The organism is Flavobacterium sp. (assembly GCF_029242675.1).
GTDB lineage: Bacteria > Bacteroidota > Bacteroidia > Flavobacteriales > Flavobacteriaceae > Flavobacterium.
This window is the reverse complement of the sequence record NZ_JAQWTM010000316.1, coordinates 13,882-28,775: the sequence shown is the minus strand read 5'-3', so window position 1 is coordinate 28,775 and position 14,894 is coordinate 13,882. Positions and strand designations below refer to the sequence as shown.

The window sequence follows — 14,894 nt, the reverse complement described above, 5'->3', positions numbered from 1 at the left end:
CCTATTTCATTGGTTACTTTTCCAAATCCGAAAACTAAAGAAGATAATGCTGTTTCGACATAATCTCTAAAGAAAACTGACAAGCTGTTGGTCGTTTTAACAAATATGGCATTGTACACTTCATCAACATAATATTTATTGTAAAGTACTTTTGCAAAACCATTGATCTCTGAATCCGCTGCAGGCACTTGATTTTGTTTTATGTATTTGCTAAATGCAATTCCTATTCCTACTAATCCACCTAGTACAGCAATAGCCATGAGCGTGTATTCTTGTGTTCCAAAATGATGACCCTCTGAAGCTACTTCTTTAAACAAGGGAGCTAAATAATCACTCAACCAACTATTCGTTGGAAAACTAATCAAACCACCAACCGCAGCTAAAATTGCCAAAACAACTAATGGAAAAGTTATTAATGCAGGACTCTCATGTAAATGACTTTTTTGCTCAGCAGTACCACGGAAATCATTGAAGAACGTTAAGTACAACAAACGGAACATATAAAAAGCGGTCATTAAAGATGCTAAAGAGGCGATTACCCATAAAAAAATATTATGTTCAAAAGCAACCATTAAAATTTCATCCTTAGAGAAAAATCCTGAAAACGGAGGAATCCCTGAAATAGCAAGTGATGAGATTAAAAAGGTAATAAACGTAACGCCCATCACTTTTTTCAATCCTCCCATATTACGCATGTCTTGTTCTCCATGTAAAGCGTGAATCACTGACCCAGAACCTAAGAACAAACAAGCTTTGAAGAAAGCGTGCGTGATTACGTGAAAAACAGCAACTTCATAAGCTCCCAATCCTAATGCTAAAAACATTAGTCCCAATTGTGACACTGTTGAATAGGCTAATACTTTTTTAATATCGGTTTGAACTAGTGCAATAGTTGCAGCAACTAGTGATGTAACTGCACCAACGATAGCAATAATATTTTGTACCTCAGGAGCTAAATCAAAAATAAAGTTCAATCTAGTAATCATAAAGATACCAGCAGTTACCATGGTAGCCGCGTGAATTAATGCTGATACTGGCGTTGGACCTGCCATCGCATCCGGCAACCAAGTGTACAACGGAATTTGTGCTGATTTACCACAAGCGCCAATGAACAAACAAAAGGCAGCAAGCGATAGTAAACCAAGGTCTATATTAGCTGTTCCAGCGATAGCCGTTTTTAAAGTAGCGTAATCTAAAGTAGAAAACACCGAACCAAGGATAAAAATCCCGATCAATAATCCTAAATCACCTATTCTATTCATGATGAAAGCCTTTTTAGCCGCATCATTAAAGTCTTGATTTTTATGCCAAAAACCAATTAGCAAGTACGAACAAAGTCCTACACCTTCCCAACCAATGAATAACACTAATAAGTTACTACCCATAACCAATGTTATCATAAAAAAGATAAACAAGTTTAAGTAAGCAAAAAACTTGTGCATGTTTTCATCGTCATGCATATAACTAATCGAGTACAAATGGATCAAAGAACCAATTCCGGTTACAAAAAGCAACCATAAAATAGAGAGTTGGTCTAACAAGAAACCAAAATCTACTTTAAATACACTAATTTGAATCCAGTCGAATAACTGAATTTGGATCGCTTCCTTAGAAGACGATATAGCACTAAAGAAATAAAGTGTAACAGCAAACGACACAGCAACCATTAAAGTTCCAAGAACTCCTGACGCTGTTTTTCCAATACTTTTTCCGAAGAAAATATTAAATAAAAATCCTAAAAAAGGAGCTAATAATAAGAGTAAAGCTAAATTTGTATTCATTATAGTTTATCCTTTTAAGTTTTTTAATTTATTAATGTCGATCGAACCTAAATTTCTAAAGATCGAAACCAGTATCGCTAATCCCACAGCTACTTCGGCAGCGGCAACAGCCATAGAGAAAAACACAAAAACTTGTCCCTGTGCATCCTGATGATACGTTGAAAAAGCAACAAACAATAAGTTAACTGCATTCAACATAATTTCGATTGACATAAATACGATGATAGCATTTCTGCGGTACAATACTCCAAAAACTCCAATACAAAAAAGTATTACAGAAAGGAAGATATAGTTCTCAATGCCTATTTCATTTAAAATATTATTCATTTTATTTCTCTGTTTTTTCTTTCTTAGACATAAGTACAACTCCTATCATCGCAACCAATAATAATATGGATGCAAACTCAAACGGAACCATGTATTCGTTTAACAATACATGTCCTAAAACTTTTATAGATTGGTAATCCTCACCTGTTCCAATATATTCTCCCGCAATAGGCTTAGAGTTAATAAAGATCAAGATTAAAACTACTGATATCAAACAAAAAGAAACAATAGCACCTAAACGCGTAATTCTTGGCTTGTGCACTTCGTTTTCCTTATTCAAGTTCATTAACATGATCGTAAACAAGAACAAAATCATAATCGCACCTGAATAAACGATAATATGTACAATCGCTAAAAACTGAGAGTTTAATAATAAGTAATGACCCGCAATCGAGAAAAAACAAATTACCAAGTACAAAGCACTGTGAATAGGATTTCTACTAAAAATGGTCAAAAATGCAGTTGCCAATGTAATAGCTGATAAAAAACAAAAAATTATAAGTATCGTAGACATTAGTTAGCGTTTTTAAGTTGAGCGTTTTTAATAGCCATATCTAAAGGCATTACTAATCTATCTTTTCCAAAAATAAAATCTTCTCTTTCATAACTTGAAGGAACCAATACTTTCGAAGTAGTCAAATAAATCGCGTCTTTTGGACAAGCCTCTTCGCATAATCCGCAAAAAATACAACGCAACATGTTAATCTCATAAATCGAAGCATATTTCTCTTCTCTATACAAATGCTTTTCGTCTGGTTTACGCTCTTCTGCTTTCATTGTAATCGCTTCAGCAGGACAAGATAACGCACAAAGCCCACAAGCCGTACAGTTTTCTCTTCCTTGCTCATCACGCTTCAACATGTGCTGACCACGATACACTGGACTCATCACACGCACTTGCTCTGGATACTGAATCGTAACTTTTCTAGTAAATAAATGCTTGATGGTAATCATCAAACCCTTTACAATCGCAACAATGTATAAACGCTCTAAAAAGGTCATCTCTTTATTAGAGACTTGCTTTTTTCTTCCCGATAAGGATATGGTTTCTAATGACATCTTTTTAATTTTTATTTGTAGCTAATCCTGCTATCCGCTTTATCTTTTATCCTGATAAAAATCAGGCTAAAAGGATGCCGCTGCTATCAGGGCTAGTGCCTTCTAAATCAATTTAACTTTTCTACTGCTTCGATTTACAATCCCAAGAAAGCAAAAATCTCTGCTCTTAAAATTACAATACCGGTGATAATGATATTTAAGATCGATAGCGGAATCAATACTCTCCATCCTAAATGCATCAATTGATCGTATCTAAATCTTGGAATAGTCCATCGTACCCACATATAGAAAAAGATGAAAAAACAAAGCTTAGCAAATAAAGCTGCAATACCTATAATATTGGCAATATTTACTCCCCAGTTTTCAACTGCCCAAGCCATTCCTGGATAATTATAAGCTCCAAAGAAAAGAACCGCTAAAATAGTCGAAGAAATGAACATATTAGCATATTCAGCAAATAGGTAGAATCCCATTTTCATAGAAGAATACTCCGTATGGTATCCACCAATTAATTCACTTTCGCATTCCGCTAAGTCAAAGGGTGTTCTATTCGTTTCTGCGAAAGCACAAATTAAAAAGATAAAAAAGGAAAGCGGTTGGTAAAAAACATTCCAATGCATTCCTGATTGTTGCGCCGCAATTTCTCTCAAACTCAAGGTTCCAGTCATCATCAATAAAGCAATCATAGATAATCCCATGGCAACTTCGTAGGATACCATTTGAGATGCTGCACGAACCGCACCCATCAATGAGAATTTATTATTAGATGCCCATCCACCAATCATGATACCATAAACCCCAATAGATAAAATAGCAAAGATGTACAATAGAGCATTGTCAATATCTGACACTTGCAATACAATATCTTTACCAAATAAATGAAATTTATCACCCCAAGGAATTACAGCACTGGTCATCAATGCCGTACTCATGGCAATCGCGGGACCCGTATAAAACAAAAATTTGTTTGGTGTATTCGGTTCAAATTCTTCTTTAGAGAATAATTTCAAACCATCAGCCAATGGCTGCAAAATCCCTCCTTTACCTGCTCTGTTTGGACCAATACGATCTTGAAGCCAAGCCGCAATTTTCCTTTCGGCAAGTGTAGAGTACATAGCCATAAGCATCGTAACCGCAAAAACGACTAAAATGATTACACTCTTTTCTATTATAATTGTACTATCCATTGATTAAATATTACCTTGTTTAAAATTTTCCTCTTGTTCCTTGCTTAAAGGGAACGCAGGCATACTAATTTTTTTACGGTCTTGCTCTCTACCTTTCAAAATTCCTTCTTCGGTAGCTATCTGAACAGTATCTAATTCTCTAGTATAATTATTTTGGTTGATAACCGAGTCTTTGTCGAATTTTCTTGGTCCTTCAATAACCCAATCAGTCACTTCTTTGTGATCAAAACGACAAGAATTACAAATGAATTCTTCTACTTCATGATACACATCTTTTCTTCCTGTTACACGCTGAATTTCGTTTCCAAACATCCAAACGGTTGTTTTTCCGCAACATCCTGGCGTTGTGCATTCTCTGTGCGCATTGAATGGTTTGTTGAACCAAACTCTTGATTTGAAACGGAATGTTTTATCTGTCAAAGCTCCTACAGGACATACATCAATCATATTTCCTGAAAACTCATTATCAATTGCTTTAGAGATACAAGTCGATATATTAGCGTGATCACCACGATCTAAAACTCCGTGTACTCTATTATCAGTCAATTGATCAGCAACTTGCACACAACGCTGACATAAGATACAACGGTTCATGTGTAGTTGAATATTCGGACCAATATCTTCTGGTTCAAAAGTTCGTTTTTCTTCTATAAAACGAGTTTTAGATTTCCCGTGCTCAAAGCTTAAATCTTGCAAATCACACTCTCCAGCTTGGTCACAAATTGGACAATCCAGAGGGTGATTAATCAACAAAAACTCCGTTACCGATTGTCTTGCTTCACGTACTCTATCAGAATCCTTGCTGTTCACTTCCATCCCGTCCATGCATCCAGTTACACAAGAAGCCATCAGTTTTGGCATTGGGCGAGGATCAGCTTCACTTCCTTTTGCAACTTCTACTAAACAACAACGGCATTTTCCACCGCTCCCTTTTAGTTTAGAATAATAGCACATTGCTGGCGGTACTGATTCACCACCAATCATACGCGCTGCTTGTAGAATCGTTGTTCCTGGTTCTACCTCAATTGCTTGACCGTCTATTGTTACTTTCATTTATTCTAAGTCTTAACGTCTTAATGTCTAAAGTCTTAAAGTCTATATACCTTAAATTTTCTGACTGATTCCTAAATATTTTATAAACCCGCTTAATAATTTTGATATTTCGGTGATATTCAAATATAATGCATCGAATTCGGTAACCGAAATATAATTCAAATCTAGTGCTAAATACAACTGAGATCTTACTTCTCCTGCCGAGGCTTTAGCGACATATAAAAAATATATAAATTCTTTATCTGTATTTCTTTCAAATCCTTCCGCAATATTGGATGAAATTGAAATGGATGCTCTTCTTATTTGTCTAACTAAATCAAAATCTTTTCTGAAATTTGAATTCTCGGTTATTTCATAAATTGACTTATTAAATACCCTTGCTTTTTGCCAAGAATTAATTTCTTCAAAAGAGTTGAACTTACCCATTGCGCCTACTTTTAGACTTGGGACTTTCAAACTTTGAGACTACTAAAAGGCTCCGCAACAAAGTGATCTCTATTTTTTATTCTCTCAGGAAAACGAACATGATATTCAAATTCTTCTCTAAAATGACGAATAGCTGCTGCCACTGGCCATGATGCGGCATCTCCTAAAGGACAAATCGTATTTCCTTCGATTTTTGACTGGATGCTCCAAAGCAAATCAATATCTTCTTCGCGACCAAAACCAGTTTCGATTCGGTGTAATACCTTTTCTAACCATCCTGTTCCTTCACGACATGGCGTACATTGCCCGCAAGACTCATGGTGGTAGAAACGAGAGAAGTTCCACGTATTTCTAACAATACAAGCAGTGTCATCATACACAATAAATCCACCTGAACCTAACATTGATCCGGTAGCAAAACCACCATCACTTAAAGATTCATACGTCATTAAACGATCTTCACCATTTGCTGTTTTAAAAATTAAATCAGCAGGTAAAATAGGTACTGAAGATCCTCCTGGCACTAATGCTTTCAAAGGTCTAGTAGTACTCATTCCTCCTAAATATTCATCTGAATTCATGAACTCATCTACGCTAAGTCCTAATTCAATTTCGTAGACACCTGGGTTTTTAATATTTCCAGAAGCTGAAATTAATTTGGTTCCTGTAGACCTTCCAATTCCGATTTTTGCATAATCATCACCTGAATTGTTCACAATCCATGGCACTGAAGCAATTGTTTCCACATTGTTTACCACGGTTGGATTCGCCCACAATCCTGACACTGCAGGGAATGGCGGCTTGATACGAGGGTTTCCTCTTTTACCTTCCAATGATTCAATCAAAGCAGTTTCTTCACCACAAATGTAAGCACCGGCACCACAATGAACATACAGTTCTAGATCGAAACCTGAACCTAATATATTTTTTCCTAGGAAACCAGCCGCCTTTGCCTCAGCAATTGCTCTTTCAAGTATTTTGTAAACCCACATGTACTCTCCACGAATGTAGATATACGATAGGTTGGCTCCCAAGGCAAAGCTAGAAGTAATCATTCCTTCGATCAATAAATGCGGAATAAATTCCATCAAATAACGATCCTTAAACGTTCCTGGCTCAGACTCATCAGCATTACAAACTAAATGACGTGGTTTTCCTGATTTTTTATCAATAAAACTCCATTTCATTCCTGCAGGGAAACCCGCTCCACCACGACCGCGAAGTCCTGATTTTTTCACTTCTTCCACCACTTCGTCCGGAGACATTGCTTTCAAAGCCTTTTCTACAGATGCATAGCCGCCATTTTTGCGGTACACTTCGTAGGTCTTAATCCCTGGAACATTGATTTTATCTAATAATATTTTTTTTGACATCTTATTTATCGTGTAATATTATTTTATTATCTCTACAATCAGTAATTAACTGATCAATTTTATCTTTAGTAAGGTGTTCTTTGTAAAAATCACCTAACTGCATCATTGGAGCATAACCACAAGCACCTAAGCACTCCACACCTCTTACTTCAAAAAGTCCGTCAGCAGTAGTTTCGCCTATTTTAACAACCAATTTTTCGCAGGTATAGTCCATTAAATCTTCGGTACCGTTTAAGCAACATGGAGAAGTTTGGCAAAATTCAAACATGAACTTCCCTACTGGCTTCAAGTTATACATCGTATAAAAAGTAGCTACTTCGTAAACTTCGATTGGTAAAATATGAAGAATTTCCGCCACTTTATCCATCAATTCAACACTTAACCAATTGTCATGTGCATCTTGAACCTCGTGTAAAACGGGTAATAAAGCTGATTTTCTTTTATCTTCAGGATAATGACTAATCAATTCATTGATGCGATTCATCAATGCTTCGGTCATATTTATTTCTTGTTTGTGCTGTGTTCTTTCCATTTTCTTTTAAATCTGCAATCTAAAATTTTTAAGCGTCTAATTCTCCTGCGATAACATTCAAACTTGATAAAATCACAATAGCATCTGATAATAATGCTCCTTTGATCATTTCAGGATAGGCTTGATAATAAATAAAACAAGGTCTTCTAAAATGTAATCTATAAGGCGTTCTACTACCATCTGTGACTAAGTAAAAACCTAATTCACCGTTTCCGCCTTCAACAGGATGGTAAATCTCAGCAACTGGAACTGGAACCTCACCCATTACAATTTTGAAATGGTAAATTAAGGACTCCATATTCGTGTACACATCTTCTTTTGGCGGAAGATAGTAATCAGGAACATTGGCATGGTATTCGTTTCCTTCCGGCATTTTAGCCAAAGCTTGACGGATGATGCTTATACTTTCCCAAACCTCAGCATTACGAACGCAAAAACGATCGTAAGTATCTCCTGATTTTCCAACTGGAACACTAAATTCAAAGTCTTCGTATGAACTGTATGGTTGTGCTACACGCACATCGTAATCAACACCGGCAGCACGTAAGTTAGGACCCGTAAAGCCATAAGCCATAGCTTGCCCAGCAGTTATTGCTCCTACATTAACCGTTCTATCAATGAAAATTCTATTTCTTTCAAATAAGTTTTCGAACTCTTTCCAAGCAACTGGAAACTCTTCTAAAAAAGTATTTAATAATTCAAATGCTTTTGGAGACCAGTCTCTTTCAAAACCACCAATTCTTCCCATGTTAGTAGTCAAACGAGCACCACAAATTTCTTCGTAGATTTCATATACCTTTTCTCTAAATTGAAAAACATAAAGAAAACCAGTATAAGCACCAGTATCAACTCCTAAAATCGAGTTACAAATTAAGTGATCCGTTATACGCGCTAATTCCATTACGATTACTCTTAAATACTGAGCACGTTTTGGCACTTCAATATTTAACAATTTCTCTAATGTCATCCACCATCCCATATTATTTATAGGAGAAGAACAATAGTTCATACGGTCAGTAAGTGGCGTAATTTGGTAAAAAGGACGATTCTCAGCAATTTTTTCAAAAGCACGGTGGATATAACCAATAGTTGGTTCAGCCTCTAGAATTCGCTCCCCATCCATCAGCAAGATATTTTGAAAAATACCGTGTGTAGCAGGGTGAGTTGGACCTAAATTTAAGATAGAAAGCTCGCTTCCATCCTCATTAAGTCTCTCCTTCATTATTTTAGCATAGCGATGCTCTGGTGGTAATAATAGTTCTGACATTTATAGAATGTGAAAAATTATATATTGTTTTTTTAGCAATTGTCTACTGTTCTTCCAAAGAAACGGTCGTCCTTATCCGTACGTCCTCCGTCTTCCATTGGAAACTCTTTACGCATGGGATGAGAAATCATTTCATCCATGTTTAAGATACGTTTCAATTGTGGGTGTCCAATAAAATCAACACCATAAAAATCAAATGTTTCTCTTTCCATCCAATTTGAACTTAAGAATATATTTGATATCGTTTTAATTTCTGGTTTCTCACCATTTAAAAACGCCTTAATTTTGATTCGCTTATTTTCATACCAATTGTGCAAATGGTACACTACTGCGAATTGCTCATTAACGTCACTATCAGGGTAATGAATACCACACAAATCCGTTAAGAAGTGAAAACGCAAATCAGGATCGTTTTTCAAGAATAAGATCACCGCCGTATTTTGCGCCGCATTCATCTCAAAAGAGAAAATATCTCTTTCTTGTTGAAAGTTATACACTGCGTCACCAAAAGTGGCTACTAATTTATCTTGTATAGCTGTATTTTCTAATGCCATTTTATTTGATATTATAAGAAGCTAATAATTCTTTGTACTCTGGAGAACTTCTTCTTCTTACTGATTCTGTTTTCACTAGTTCTTGTAGTTTCATCACCCCATCCACAATTTGCTCTGGTCTTGGAGGACATCCAGGAACATAAACATCTACTGGAATCACCTTATCGATACCTTGCAATACAGAATATGTATCGAATATACCTCCTGAAGAAGCACAAGCACCTACTGCAATAACCCATTTAGGCTCTGCCATTTGCTCGTATACTTGACGTAAGATTGGCGCCATTTTTTTAGAAATAGTTCCCATAACTAGCAACATATCCGCTTGACGAGGAGAAAAACTCACTCGCTCAGAACCGAATCGCGCCAAATCATAGTGTGATGCCATTGTTGCCATAAATTCAATTCCGCAACATGAAGTTGCGAAAGGCAACGGCCAAAGCGAATTAGCGCGAGCCAAACCAACAACATCGTTCAATTTTGTAGCAAAAAATCCTTCACCAGCAACACCTTCCGGAGCGGCAACCATATTTACACTTGAATCACTCATCATTTCTATTATTTTGAATTGTAAATTTTGAATTTGTATCTGTTAAGAATGCTATCTTAACATTACATTTCAATATTTAAACTATTTTTTATTCCCACTCTAAAGCTTTCTTCTTGATAATGTAGAAAAAACCAACAAGCAATAAAGACATGAAAACAACCATTTTAATCATTCCTTCCATTCCAAGTTCTTTGAAATTAATTGCCCATGGATACAGAAAAATAACTTCGATATCAAAAAGGACAAAAAGGATCGCAACTAGAAAATACTTAACTGAGAAAGGAATTCGAGCGTTTCCTATCGATTCGATACCAGACTCAAAATTTTTGTCTTTATTTTCTGAAGATCTTTTTGGGCCTAATTTACCCGAAACTAATATTGTTCCAACCACAAACCCAACCGCTAGGATGAATTGCATTAAAATAGGAATATAATTTAATTGATCAGATTGCATAATAATTGTTTTTTTAAACTAAATAAGCAACAAAGATAGGTTTCAAGGAATTAAAACACAAGAGGAAGTTTGAATTTAGTACTATCAGATTCAGCCTAAAGTTCTAATTTTTATTCATTATAAATAACCAAAATAGATTGTATTTAAGTCACAATCCCTTCGGTTTAAACCAAAAAAAAACGTCCCGAAAAAATTCGAAACGTTTAAACATTCTTAAGTAAAAAAAATATTAGATAACTGCTACTTTCGCAGCAACTTTTCCTTTTCTTCCTTCTTCTTCTTCGTAACTTACTCTGTCACCTTCGCGTAATTCTTCTGCGTTGATTCCTGAAGCGTGAACAAAAATGTCTTTTCCTGTTTCTTCGTCTGTAATGAATCCGTAACCTTTTGACTCATTGAAAAATTTAACTGTACCTGTACGCATTGTAATTGTAATAATAATTTATAATAAGGCAAATGTAATATTTAATATCATACGAACGATATTATTCTGCATTTTTTTAATAAAATAATTGATTTCCAGCGTTTTCGGGTATTGTTTTTCGATTAACTATTGAATAATAGGTTTTATATTTTTTTTCTTCTCATTGTTGTTTATTAATTAGTGGTGACTTTGTAATTTGTAAAAATGGTTTAACTTTCGTTTTGATTAAAACCGTAGAATTAGCGTAAGATTTGGAGAGTTTTTTACTAAAATTAGCAAAGCAATTATTTCTATGGGAATTGAATGTTATTTTAGGGAGTATCGGATTAGTAAGTCAACGCGGGTTTTAAGTGTAGCAAATGGCATCAAAGATTGAAGAAAAAGTTGTAGAGAATAATTTTGCTTCTGCGGAAATATGATGTTGAATCTTTGAATCTATTTGTGTTTTTATTTCAACTAAAAGTGGTAACTATGTTTTCAGTAGTTAGGTATCCAATAGAACAATGAATAACGGATCGAGAGTTATGGTTGATGAAGTAGGAATTATTAATATTACTTAGGTTGCATTTATTGTATAGAGCGGAAATGAGTTTGGGTTGGTTGGCTGTGATAATGTTGTTTACCAATGTATTGAGCTTAGATGATATCTAGGTATATGGCACGAAGTACATTTTAGTAATTATCTGTTTATAAGAAAGTAAACTTGTGGCCTAAAATCAGAAAATTTTGATAGCGTTTTAATGCGCTAAATGATTTTCTGATTTTTTGCTATAAAGATTTAAAGCACTTCTATAATGCTATTAAACAGTATTTAAAAAAAGCCTTCTCTGCAATCATGTTGCATAATGGATTACATTTTTTATGAGACTAGCTTAGCCTTTTATATTTTTCTGTGGAAATTTGTCGTTTGGTTTTTTTCGCCCCATTCTTCAAGCTTAATCTCATTGGCTATTATTCTAATCACATCAGGTTGGATTAGTAAAGAGTGTATTTTTATAGTGGTAGGTTTTAATTGCTCATGAGTTGAAATTATAGTCCATAATTGATTGATGAAATCTTGAAAATTGTTTTTAGAATTGTATTTTACAGAATCAGTTTGCTGTATAATACCTAGTAATTGTAATATCAAATCTCTAGCTTCTTCGACTCTTAATTCATGAGGTTTTATTACTTCTGATACCGTTCTTTGTATATCATATAGTACTTCCGCTGCCACAAAATATTGTTTCTTTTTAATTGCGCTTCTTTGGTTGTCGCTATATAATGGCGCGAGAATCTTACTTCTTAAGCCGGCTATTTCTGAACATTCGGAAATGTTATAGGTCTTAAAGATAGTTTCCACTTCTTTCATCCAGTGCTCTAGTGATGGTAAAAATGTAGAATCTTTTTTCTGCAGGGAGTCAACTAAAGTGGGATAGCACATTAGTTTTTCTTTGAGGGATTCAATTATTGTTATTGACGATGCTTTCATGATACTTTTATTCAGGCATTAATTTTGAAACAATTTCACCTTTCTCATTTTCCATTTTTATCCATTCCATTCCCTGTTCAGTAACTTTCATTTTAATCATTATGATATTTTCGGGTTTCATTTCCCGAAGTCTAGATGATTCAACAATAACATTTGAGTATGGTGAGCTTGAATTGGTCTGTTTTAATTTTATTTCATTCTTTAGTTTGTCCTGTAGGTTTTGAAGTAGATTTTTTTGAATTAAACTAATTTGATTTTTACTTATAACTTTCACGTTTAGTTGTTTATATATCAAAGTCAGGTTGTTTAATGTCATTTCTGTTATGCTTTTTGCGTACTCAAGTAATGAGTTTTCAATTTGATTTACATTAATTTTAGCTTCTAAAAGTTTAATATAATCACTTATTTGGGATTTAAATTCCTTTGAAATGTCGCTTGGGAGCTTATCTACTGAAATAGCTTTTAAAATTTCTTGATAAGTAATACTTGAAAAAGTACTATTGTTTATTGGTTCTAAAGTACTATTTTCTGTTTTAGGTTGAAAGCTATCTATTGCTATAGGAATTGTAAGTTCTACATTTTCTATTCGCATTCGAGGAACTGCAAAATGTTGTAATAAATTATCTTTCGCGTATTGTTGTGCTATTCTTACTGATTGTAGATCTGAGTTTACTCTTGATTCACTAATGCTTGAAACTAAATTACCTAAAAACTCGCTTAAATCTGCCATAATATATTCTTTGATTAAATTAAAAATTAAGAAGGTTCTCCGGAAAGAACCTTCATTTTATTACTGTTTAACTTCCTTAAGTTATTACTGTGGAGTAGAAACCATCGCTCCTTCCAGAATATTTAAGAGTTTTTCGATACCAGCAGGCATTTCATCTTGCGATGCTTGAACATGGATTCCCATAGAATATGTTCTCTCGACACTTGATCCAGAAGCGGTTGTTTTTCTGAATGCTGCAGATACATTAAGTTTTGCTGAGCCAGAAGGCCATCTTTGTTTTACTTCAAGATTACCAGAAATAGATGCGTCGCTACTAGTATTAGTACTTTCCATCGATGTGATTTTAGCATTAAAATCTAATGTAAATAAATCAATTTTAATGAAAGGAATAGGAAGCATTGTCAATAATGGGATCTCAATTTTCATTTCTTGATATTGAGCTGCTACTGCCAAAGTTGATCCTATTGCAGGTTGATAAGGGCTTATTTCTTTATTGTATTTAAAATCTACATATATAGGTAGATTGTCTTCATCGAAACCAACCGTTTTGATAAAGTCTGCAGTAGATCTAGCTGCAATTGCTTGAGCTGTGATTACTGCTACTAGAGGACTTCCTATTAGATTTCCAAAATCTAATGAGGCAAGTTCTGTTCCTGGATTTGCCATGTTTTTTTATTTGTTTTAATTTACCTACTCTAGACAGTTTTCGGATTCCCTGATTTTTAATAATACAAACTTGGAAATAAATAGAGTTTCATTGTTTAGGTTTTTCACTGAAAATAGACTGTTTAAACACGGAGAAACAACCGTGATTATACGGTAAATAAAAAAGCGTTTTTACGTATAAAAAATCAAGAAGCAATAAGTTAATTTGTAAAATAAATTATACATTTATTCAATCTAACTTTTAACATTTTTATGATTATGTATTCAACAAGAAATTTAAAATTCACTATTGCAGGATTAATACTTTTATTAGGGATGTCTTTATTCTATAACCCTTTTTGTAAAACCGATGCAAGTGCAGTAGCAGATACAAGTGCAGATGGAAGTAATGATGTCTCTATAAGTAAAATAGATATAGGTCTAATACAATCAATGGTAGGGAATTATAAATCTAATCAGTTGAAATTTGTAGAAAGTGGTTTGAACAAACGAGATGCTCAATCTATTTGGTTCGATTTAGGAACGCTAAAGAATTTTGTAAGGCAAATAGAGCAAAATACCAAAAAGCATGATTCTAAAATAAATAGTGACCGTCTCGGTGTAAGAATGTATTATGCAAGTTATCCTGCTCAAGAAGATATGTTTACGTATAAAGATTTAAAATCTACTCCAAAAGAGTATGAAAAAATGCACACCTTAATTATGATTCCTACGCTGAAAATTAAAAACATAAATGTTGATTATAATCCGATTGACCCTGCAACATATGACAATGGGATAAAAATATTGTCAAGTAAAGGTAAATCGAGTCAAATAGTTGCGAAAATGATGTCTACTGCTACTGCAGCTCAAAATCATGGTACGCTATCACCCCCAGAAAACGACGAACTTTTCTAGTGTCAAATAAAGTTAATTATGTATAAACAGCCGGAGTATTTAATTATATTACTTCATTGTTGCGAATTCATTGCAATGACCACTAGTGTTTTGTATTATAACAAGGTAAAAAGAACCTATTGGAAATGGTTTTCCTTTTATTT

Annotated in this window: 18 protein-coding genes; 1 reads left to right on the top strand and 17 read right to left on the bottom strand. The window is 34.3% G+C overall.

The features are described from left to right. The 17 genes from nuoL to P8M54_RS11475 form a co-directional block, all read right to left on the bottom strand. The coding region (gene nuoL, locus P8M54_RS11555) for an NADH-quinone oxidoreductase subunit L (RefSeq protein WP_300288013.1) at nt 1-1,781 on the bottom strand (1,781 nt) is incomplete at its 3' end. Nucleotides 1,782-1,787: 6 nt separating this feature from the next. Beyond that, nucleotides 1,788-2,108 (bottom strand): NADH-quinone oxidoreductase subunit NuoK, encoded by a 321-nt coding sequence (gene nuoK / locus P8M54_RS11550; RefSeq protein ID WP_300288012.1) that lies wholly within the window; start codon nt 2,106-2,108, stop codon nt 1,788-1,790. Between the two features lies 1 nt (nt 2,109). After that, the gene (locus tag P8M54_RS11545) at nt 2,110-2,622 is read right to left on the bottom strand and encodes an NADH-quinone oxidoreductase subunit J (protein WP_300288011.1); all 513 of its coding nucleotides are present in this window, start codon (nt 2,620-2,622) and stop codon (nt 2,110-2,112) included. Then, a complete protein-coding gene (locus P8M54_RS11540; protein ID WP_300288010.1) occupies nt 2,622-3,167 on the bottom strand; it encodes an NADH-quinone oxidoreductase subunit I in 546 nt (181 codons plus the stop codon). The genes P8M54_RS11545 and P8M54_RS11540 overlap by 1 nt, the downstream gene beginning before the upstream one ends. A gap of 134 nt (nt 3,168-3,301) precedes the next feature. Then, a complete protein-coding gene (gene nuoH, locus P8M54_RS11535) occupies nt 3,302-4,354 on the bottom strand; it encodes an NADH-quinone oxidoreductase subunit NuoH (RefSeq protein ID WP_300288009.1) in 1,053 nt (350 codons plus the stop codon). Nucleotides 4,355-4,357: 3 nt separating this feature from the next. Next, nucleotides 4,358-5,407, bottom strand: a complete 1,050-nt coding sequence (locus P8M54_RS11530; protein WP_300288008.1) for a 2Fe-2S iron-sulfur cluster-binding protein — start codon at nt 5,405-5,407, stop codon at nt 4,358-4,360. Between the two features lie 51 nt (nt 5,408-5,458). Next, on the bottom strand, nt 5,459-5,833 hold the full coding sequence (locus P8M54_RS11525) for a four helix bundle protein (protein WP_300288007.1): 375 nt from the start codon (nt 5,831-5,833) through the stop codon (nt 5,459-5,461). Between the two features lie 26 nt (nt 5,834-5,859). After that, on the bottom strand, nt 5,860-7,206 hold the full coding sequence (gene nuoF / locus P8M54_RS11520; protein WP_300288006.1) for an NADH-quinone oxidoreductase subunit NuoF: 1,347 nt from the start codon (nt 7,204-7,206) through the stop codon (nt 5,860-5,862). 1 nt (nt 7,207) lies between these two features. Further along, nucleotides 7,208-7,738, bottom strand: coding sequence for an NAD(P)H-dependent oxidoreductase subunit E (locus P8M54_RS11515; RefSeq protein ID WP_300288005.1), 531 nt, complete (start codon nt 7,736-7,738; stop codon nt 7,208-7,210). 28 nt (nt 7,739-7,766) lie between these two features. Continuing rightward, on the bottom strand, nt 7,767-9,005 hold the full coding sequence (locus P8M54_RS11510) for an NADH-quinone oxidoreductase subunit D (RefSeq protein WP_300288003.1): 1,239 nt from the start codon (nt 9,003-9,005) through the stop codon (nt 7,767-7,769). Nucleotides 9,006-9,037: 32 nt separating this feature from the next. Beyond that, nucleotides 9,038-9,559 carry an NADH-quinone oxidoreductase subunit C gene (locus P8M54_RS11505; protein ID WP_300288002.1) on the bottom strand — a complete coding sequence of 174 codons (522 nt, stop codon included), beginning with the start codon at nt 9,557-9,559 and terminating at the stop codon, nt 9,038-9,040. Nucleotide 9,560: 1 nt separating this feature from the next. After that, nucleotides 9,561-10,109, bottom strand: coding sequence for an NADH-quinone oxidoreductase subunit B (locus P8M54_RS11500; protein ID WP_300288014.1), 549 nt, complete (start codon nt 10,107-10,109; stop codon nt 9,561-9,563). A gap of 88 nt (nt 10,110-10,197) precedes the next feature. Then, nucleotides 10,198-10,563 (bottom strand): NADH-quinone oxidoreductase subunit A, encoded by a 366-nt coding sequence (locus P8M54_RS11495; protein ID WP_300288001.1) that lies wholly within the window; start codon nt 10,561-10,563, stop codon nt 10,198-10,200. A 229-nt stretch (nt 10,564-10,792) separates the two neighbouring features. Next, complete coding sequence (locus P8M54_RS11490) at nt 10,793-10,987, bottom strand: cold-shock protein (RefSeq protein WP_007137066.1); 195 nt, start codon at nt 10,985-10,987, stop codon at nt 10,793-10,795. An 880-nt stretch (nt 10,988-11,867) separates the two neighbouring features. Further along, nucleotides 11,868-12,458: a hypothetical protein gene (locus tag P8M54_RS11485; protein WP_300288000.1), complete on the bottom strand. Its 591-nt coding sequence runs from the start codon at nt 12,456-12,458 to the stop codon at nt 11,868-11,870. Nucleotides 12,459-12,465: 7 nt separating this feature from the next. After that, complete coding sequence (locus P8M54_RS11480) at nt 12,466-13,188, bottom strand: hypothetical protein (protein ID WP_300287999.1); 723 nt, start codon at nt 13,186-13,188, stop codon at nt 12,466-12,468. Between the two features lie 84 nt (nt 13,189-13,272). After that, complete coding sequence (locus tag P8M54_RS11475) at nt 13,273-13,854, bottom strand: DUF2589 domain-containing protein (RefSeq protein ID WP_300287998.1); 582 nt, start codon at nt 13,852-13,854, stop codon at nt 13,273-13,275. Nucleotides 13,855-14,112: 258 nt separating this feature from the next. Between P8M54_RS11475 and P8M54_RS11470 the strand changes: the two genes are divergently transcribed. Next, nucleotides 14,113-14,751 carry a hypothetical protein gene (locus P8M54_RS11470; RefSeq protein ID WP_300287997.1) on the top strand — a complete coding sequence of 213 codons (639 nt, stop codon included), beginning with the start codon at nt 14,113-14,115 and terminating at the stop codon, nt 14,749-14,751. Nucleotides 14,752-14,894 lie beyond the last annotated feature (143 nt).

Excerpts from the sequence above, each read along its gene's own strand:
- nuoK (WP_300288012.1), bottom strand. The coding sequence starts at position 2,108 with ATGAATAATATTTTAAATGAAATAGGCATTGAGAACTATATCTTCCTT.
- P8M54_RS11545 (WP_300288011.1), bottom strand. The coding sequence starts at position 2,622 with ATGTCTACGATACTTATAATTTTTTGTTTTTTATCAGCTATTACATTG.
- P8M54_RS11540 (WP_300288010.1), bottom strand. The coding sequence starts at position 3,167 with ATGTCATTAGAAACCATATCCTTATCGGGAAGAAAAAAGCAAGTCTCT.
- nuoH (WP_300288009.1), bottom strand. The coding sequence starts at position 4,354 with ATGGATAGTACAATTATAATAGAAAAGAGTGTAATCATTTTAGTCGTT.
- P8M54_RS11530 (WP_300288008.1), bottom strand. The coding sequence starts at position 5,407 with ATGAAAGTAACAATAGACGGTCAAGCAATTGAGGTAGAACCAGGAACA.
- P8M54_RS11525 (WP_300288007.1), bottom strand. The coding sequence starts at position 5,833 with ATGGGTAAGTTCAACTCTTTTGAAGAAATTAATTCTTGGCAAAAAGCA.
- nuoF (WP_300288006.1), bottom strand. The coding sequence starts at position 7,206 with ATGTCAAAAAAAATATTATTAGATAAAATCAATGTTCCAGGGATTAAG.
- P8M54_RS11515 (WP_300288005.1), bottom strand. The coding sequence starts at position 7,738 with ATGGAAAGAACACAGCACAAACAAGAAATAAATATGACCGAAGCATTG.
- P8M54_RS11510 (WP_300288003.1), bottom strand. The coding sequence starts at position 9,005 with ATGTCAGAACTATTATTACCACCAGAGCATCGCTATGCTAAAATAATG.
- P8M54_RS11505 (WP_300288002.1), bottom strand. The coding sequence starts at position 9,559 with ATGGCATTAGAAAATACAGCTATACAAGATAAATTAGTAGCCACTTTT.
- P8M54_RS11500 (WP_300288014.1), bottom strand. The coding sequence starts at position 10,109 with ATGAGTGATTCAAGTGTAAATATGGTTGCCGCTCCGGAAGGTGTTGCT.
- P8M54_RS11495 (WP_300288001.1), bottom strand. The coding sequence starts at position 10,563 with ATGCAATCTGATCAATTAAATTATATTCCTATTTTAATGCAATTCATC.
- P8M54_RS11490 (WP_007137066.1), bottom strand. The coding sequence starts at position 10,987 with ATGCGTACAGGTACAGTTAAATTTTTCAATGAGTCAAAAGGTTACGGA.
- P8M54_RS11485 (WP_300288000.1), bottom strand. The coding sequence starts at position 12,458 with ATGAAAGCATCGTCAATAACAATAATTGAATCCCTCAAAGAAAAACTA.
- P8M54_RS11480 (WP_300287999.1), bottom strand. The coding sequence starts at position 13,188 with ATGGCAGATTTAAGCGAGTTTTTAGGTAATTTAGTTTCAAGCATTAGT.
- P8M54_RS11475 (WP_300287998.1), bottom strand. The coding sequence starts at position 13,854 with ATGGCAAATCCAGGAACAGAACTTGCCTCATTAGATTTTGGAAATCTA.
- P8M54_RS11470 (WP_300287997.1), top strand. The coding sequence starts at position 14,113 with ATGTATTCAACAAGAAATTTAAAATTCACTATTGCAGGATTAATACTT.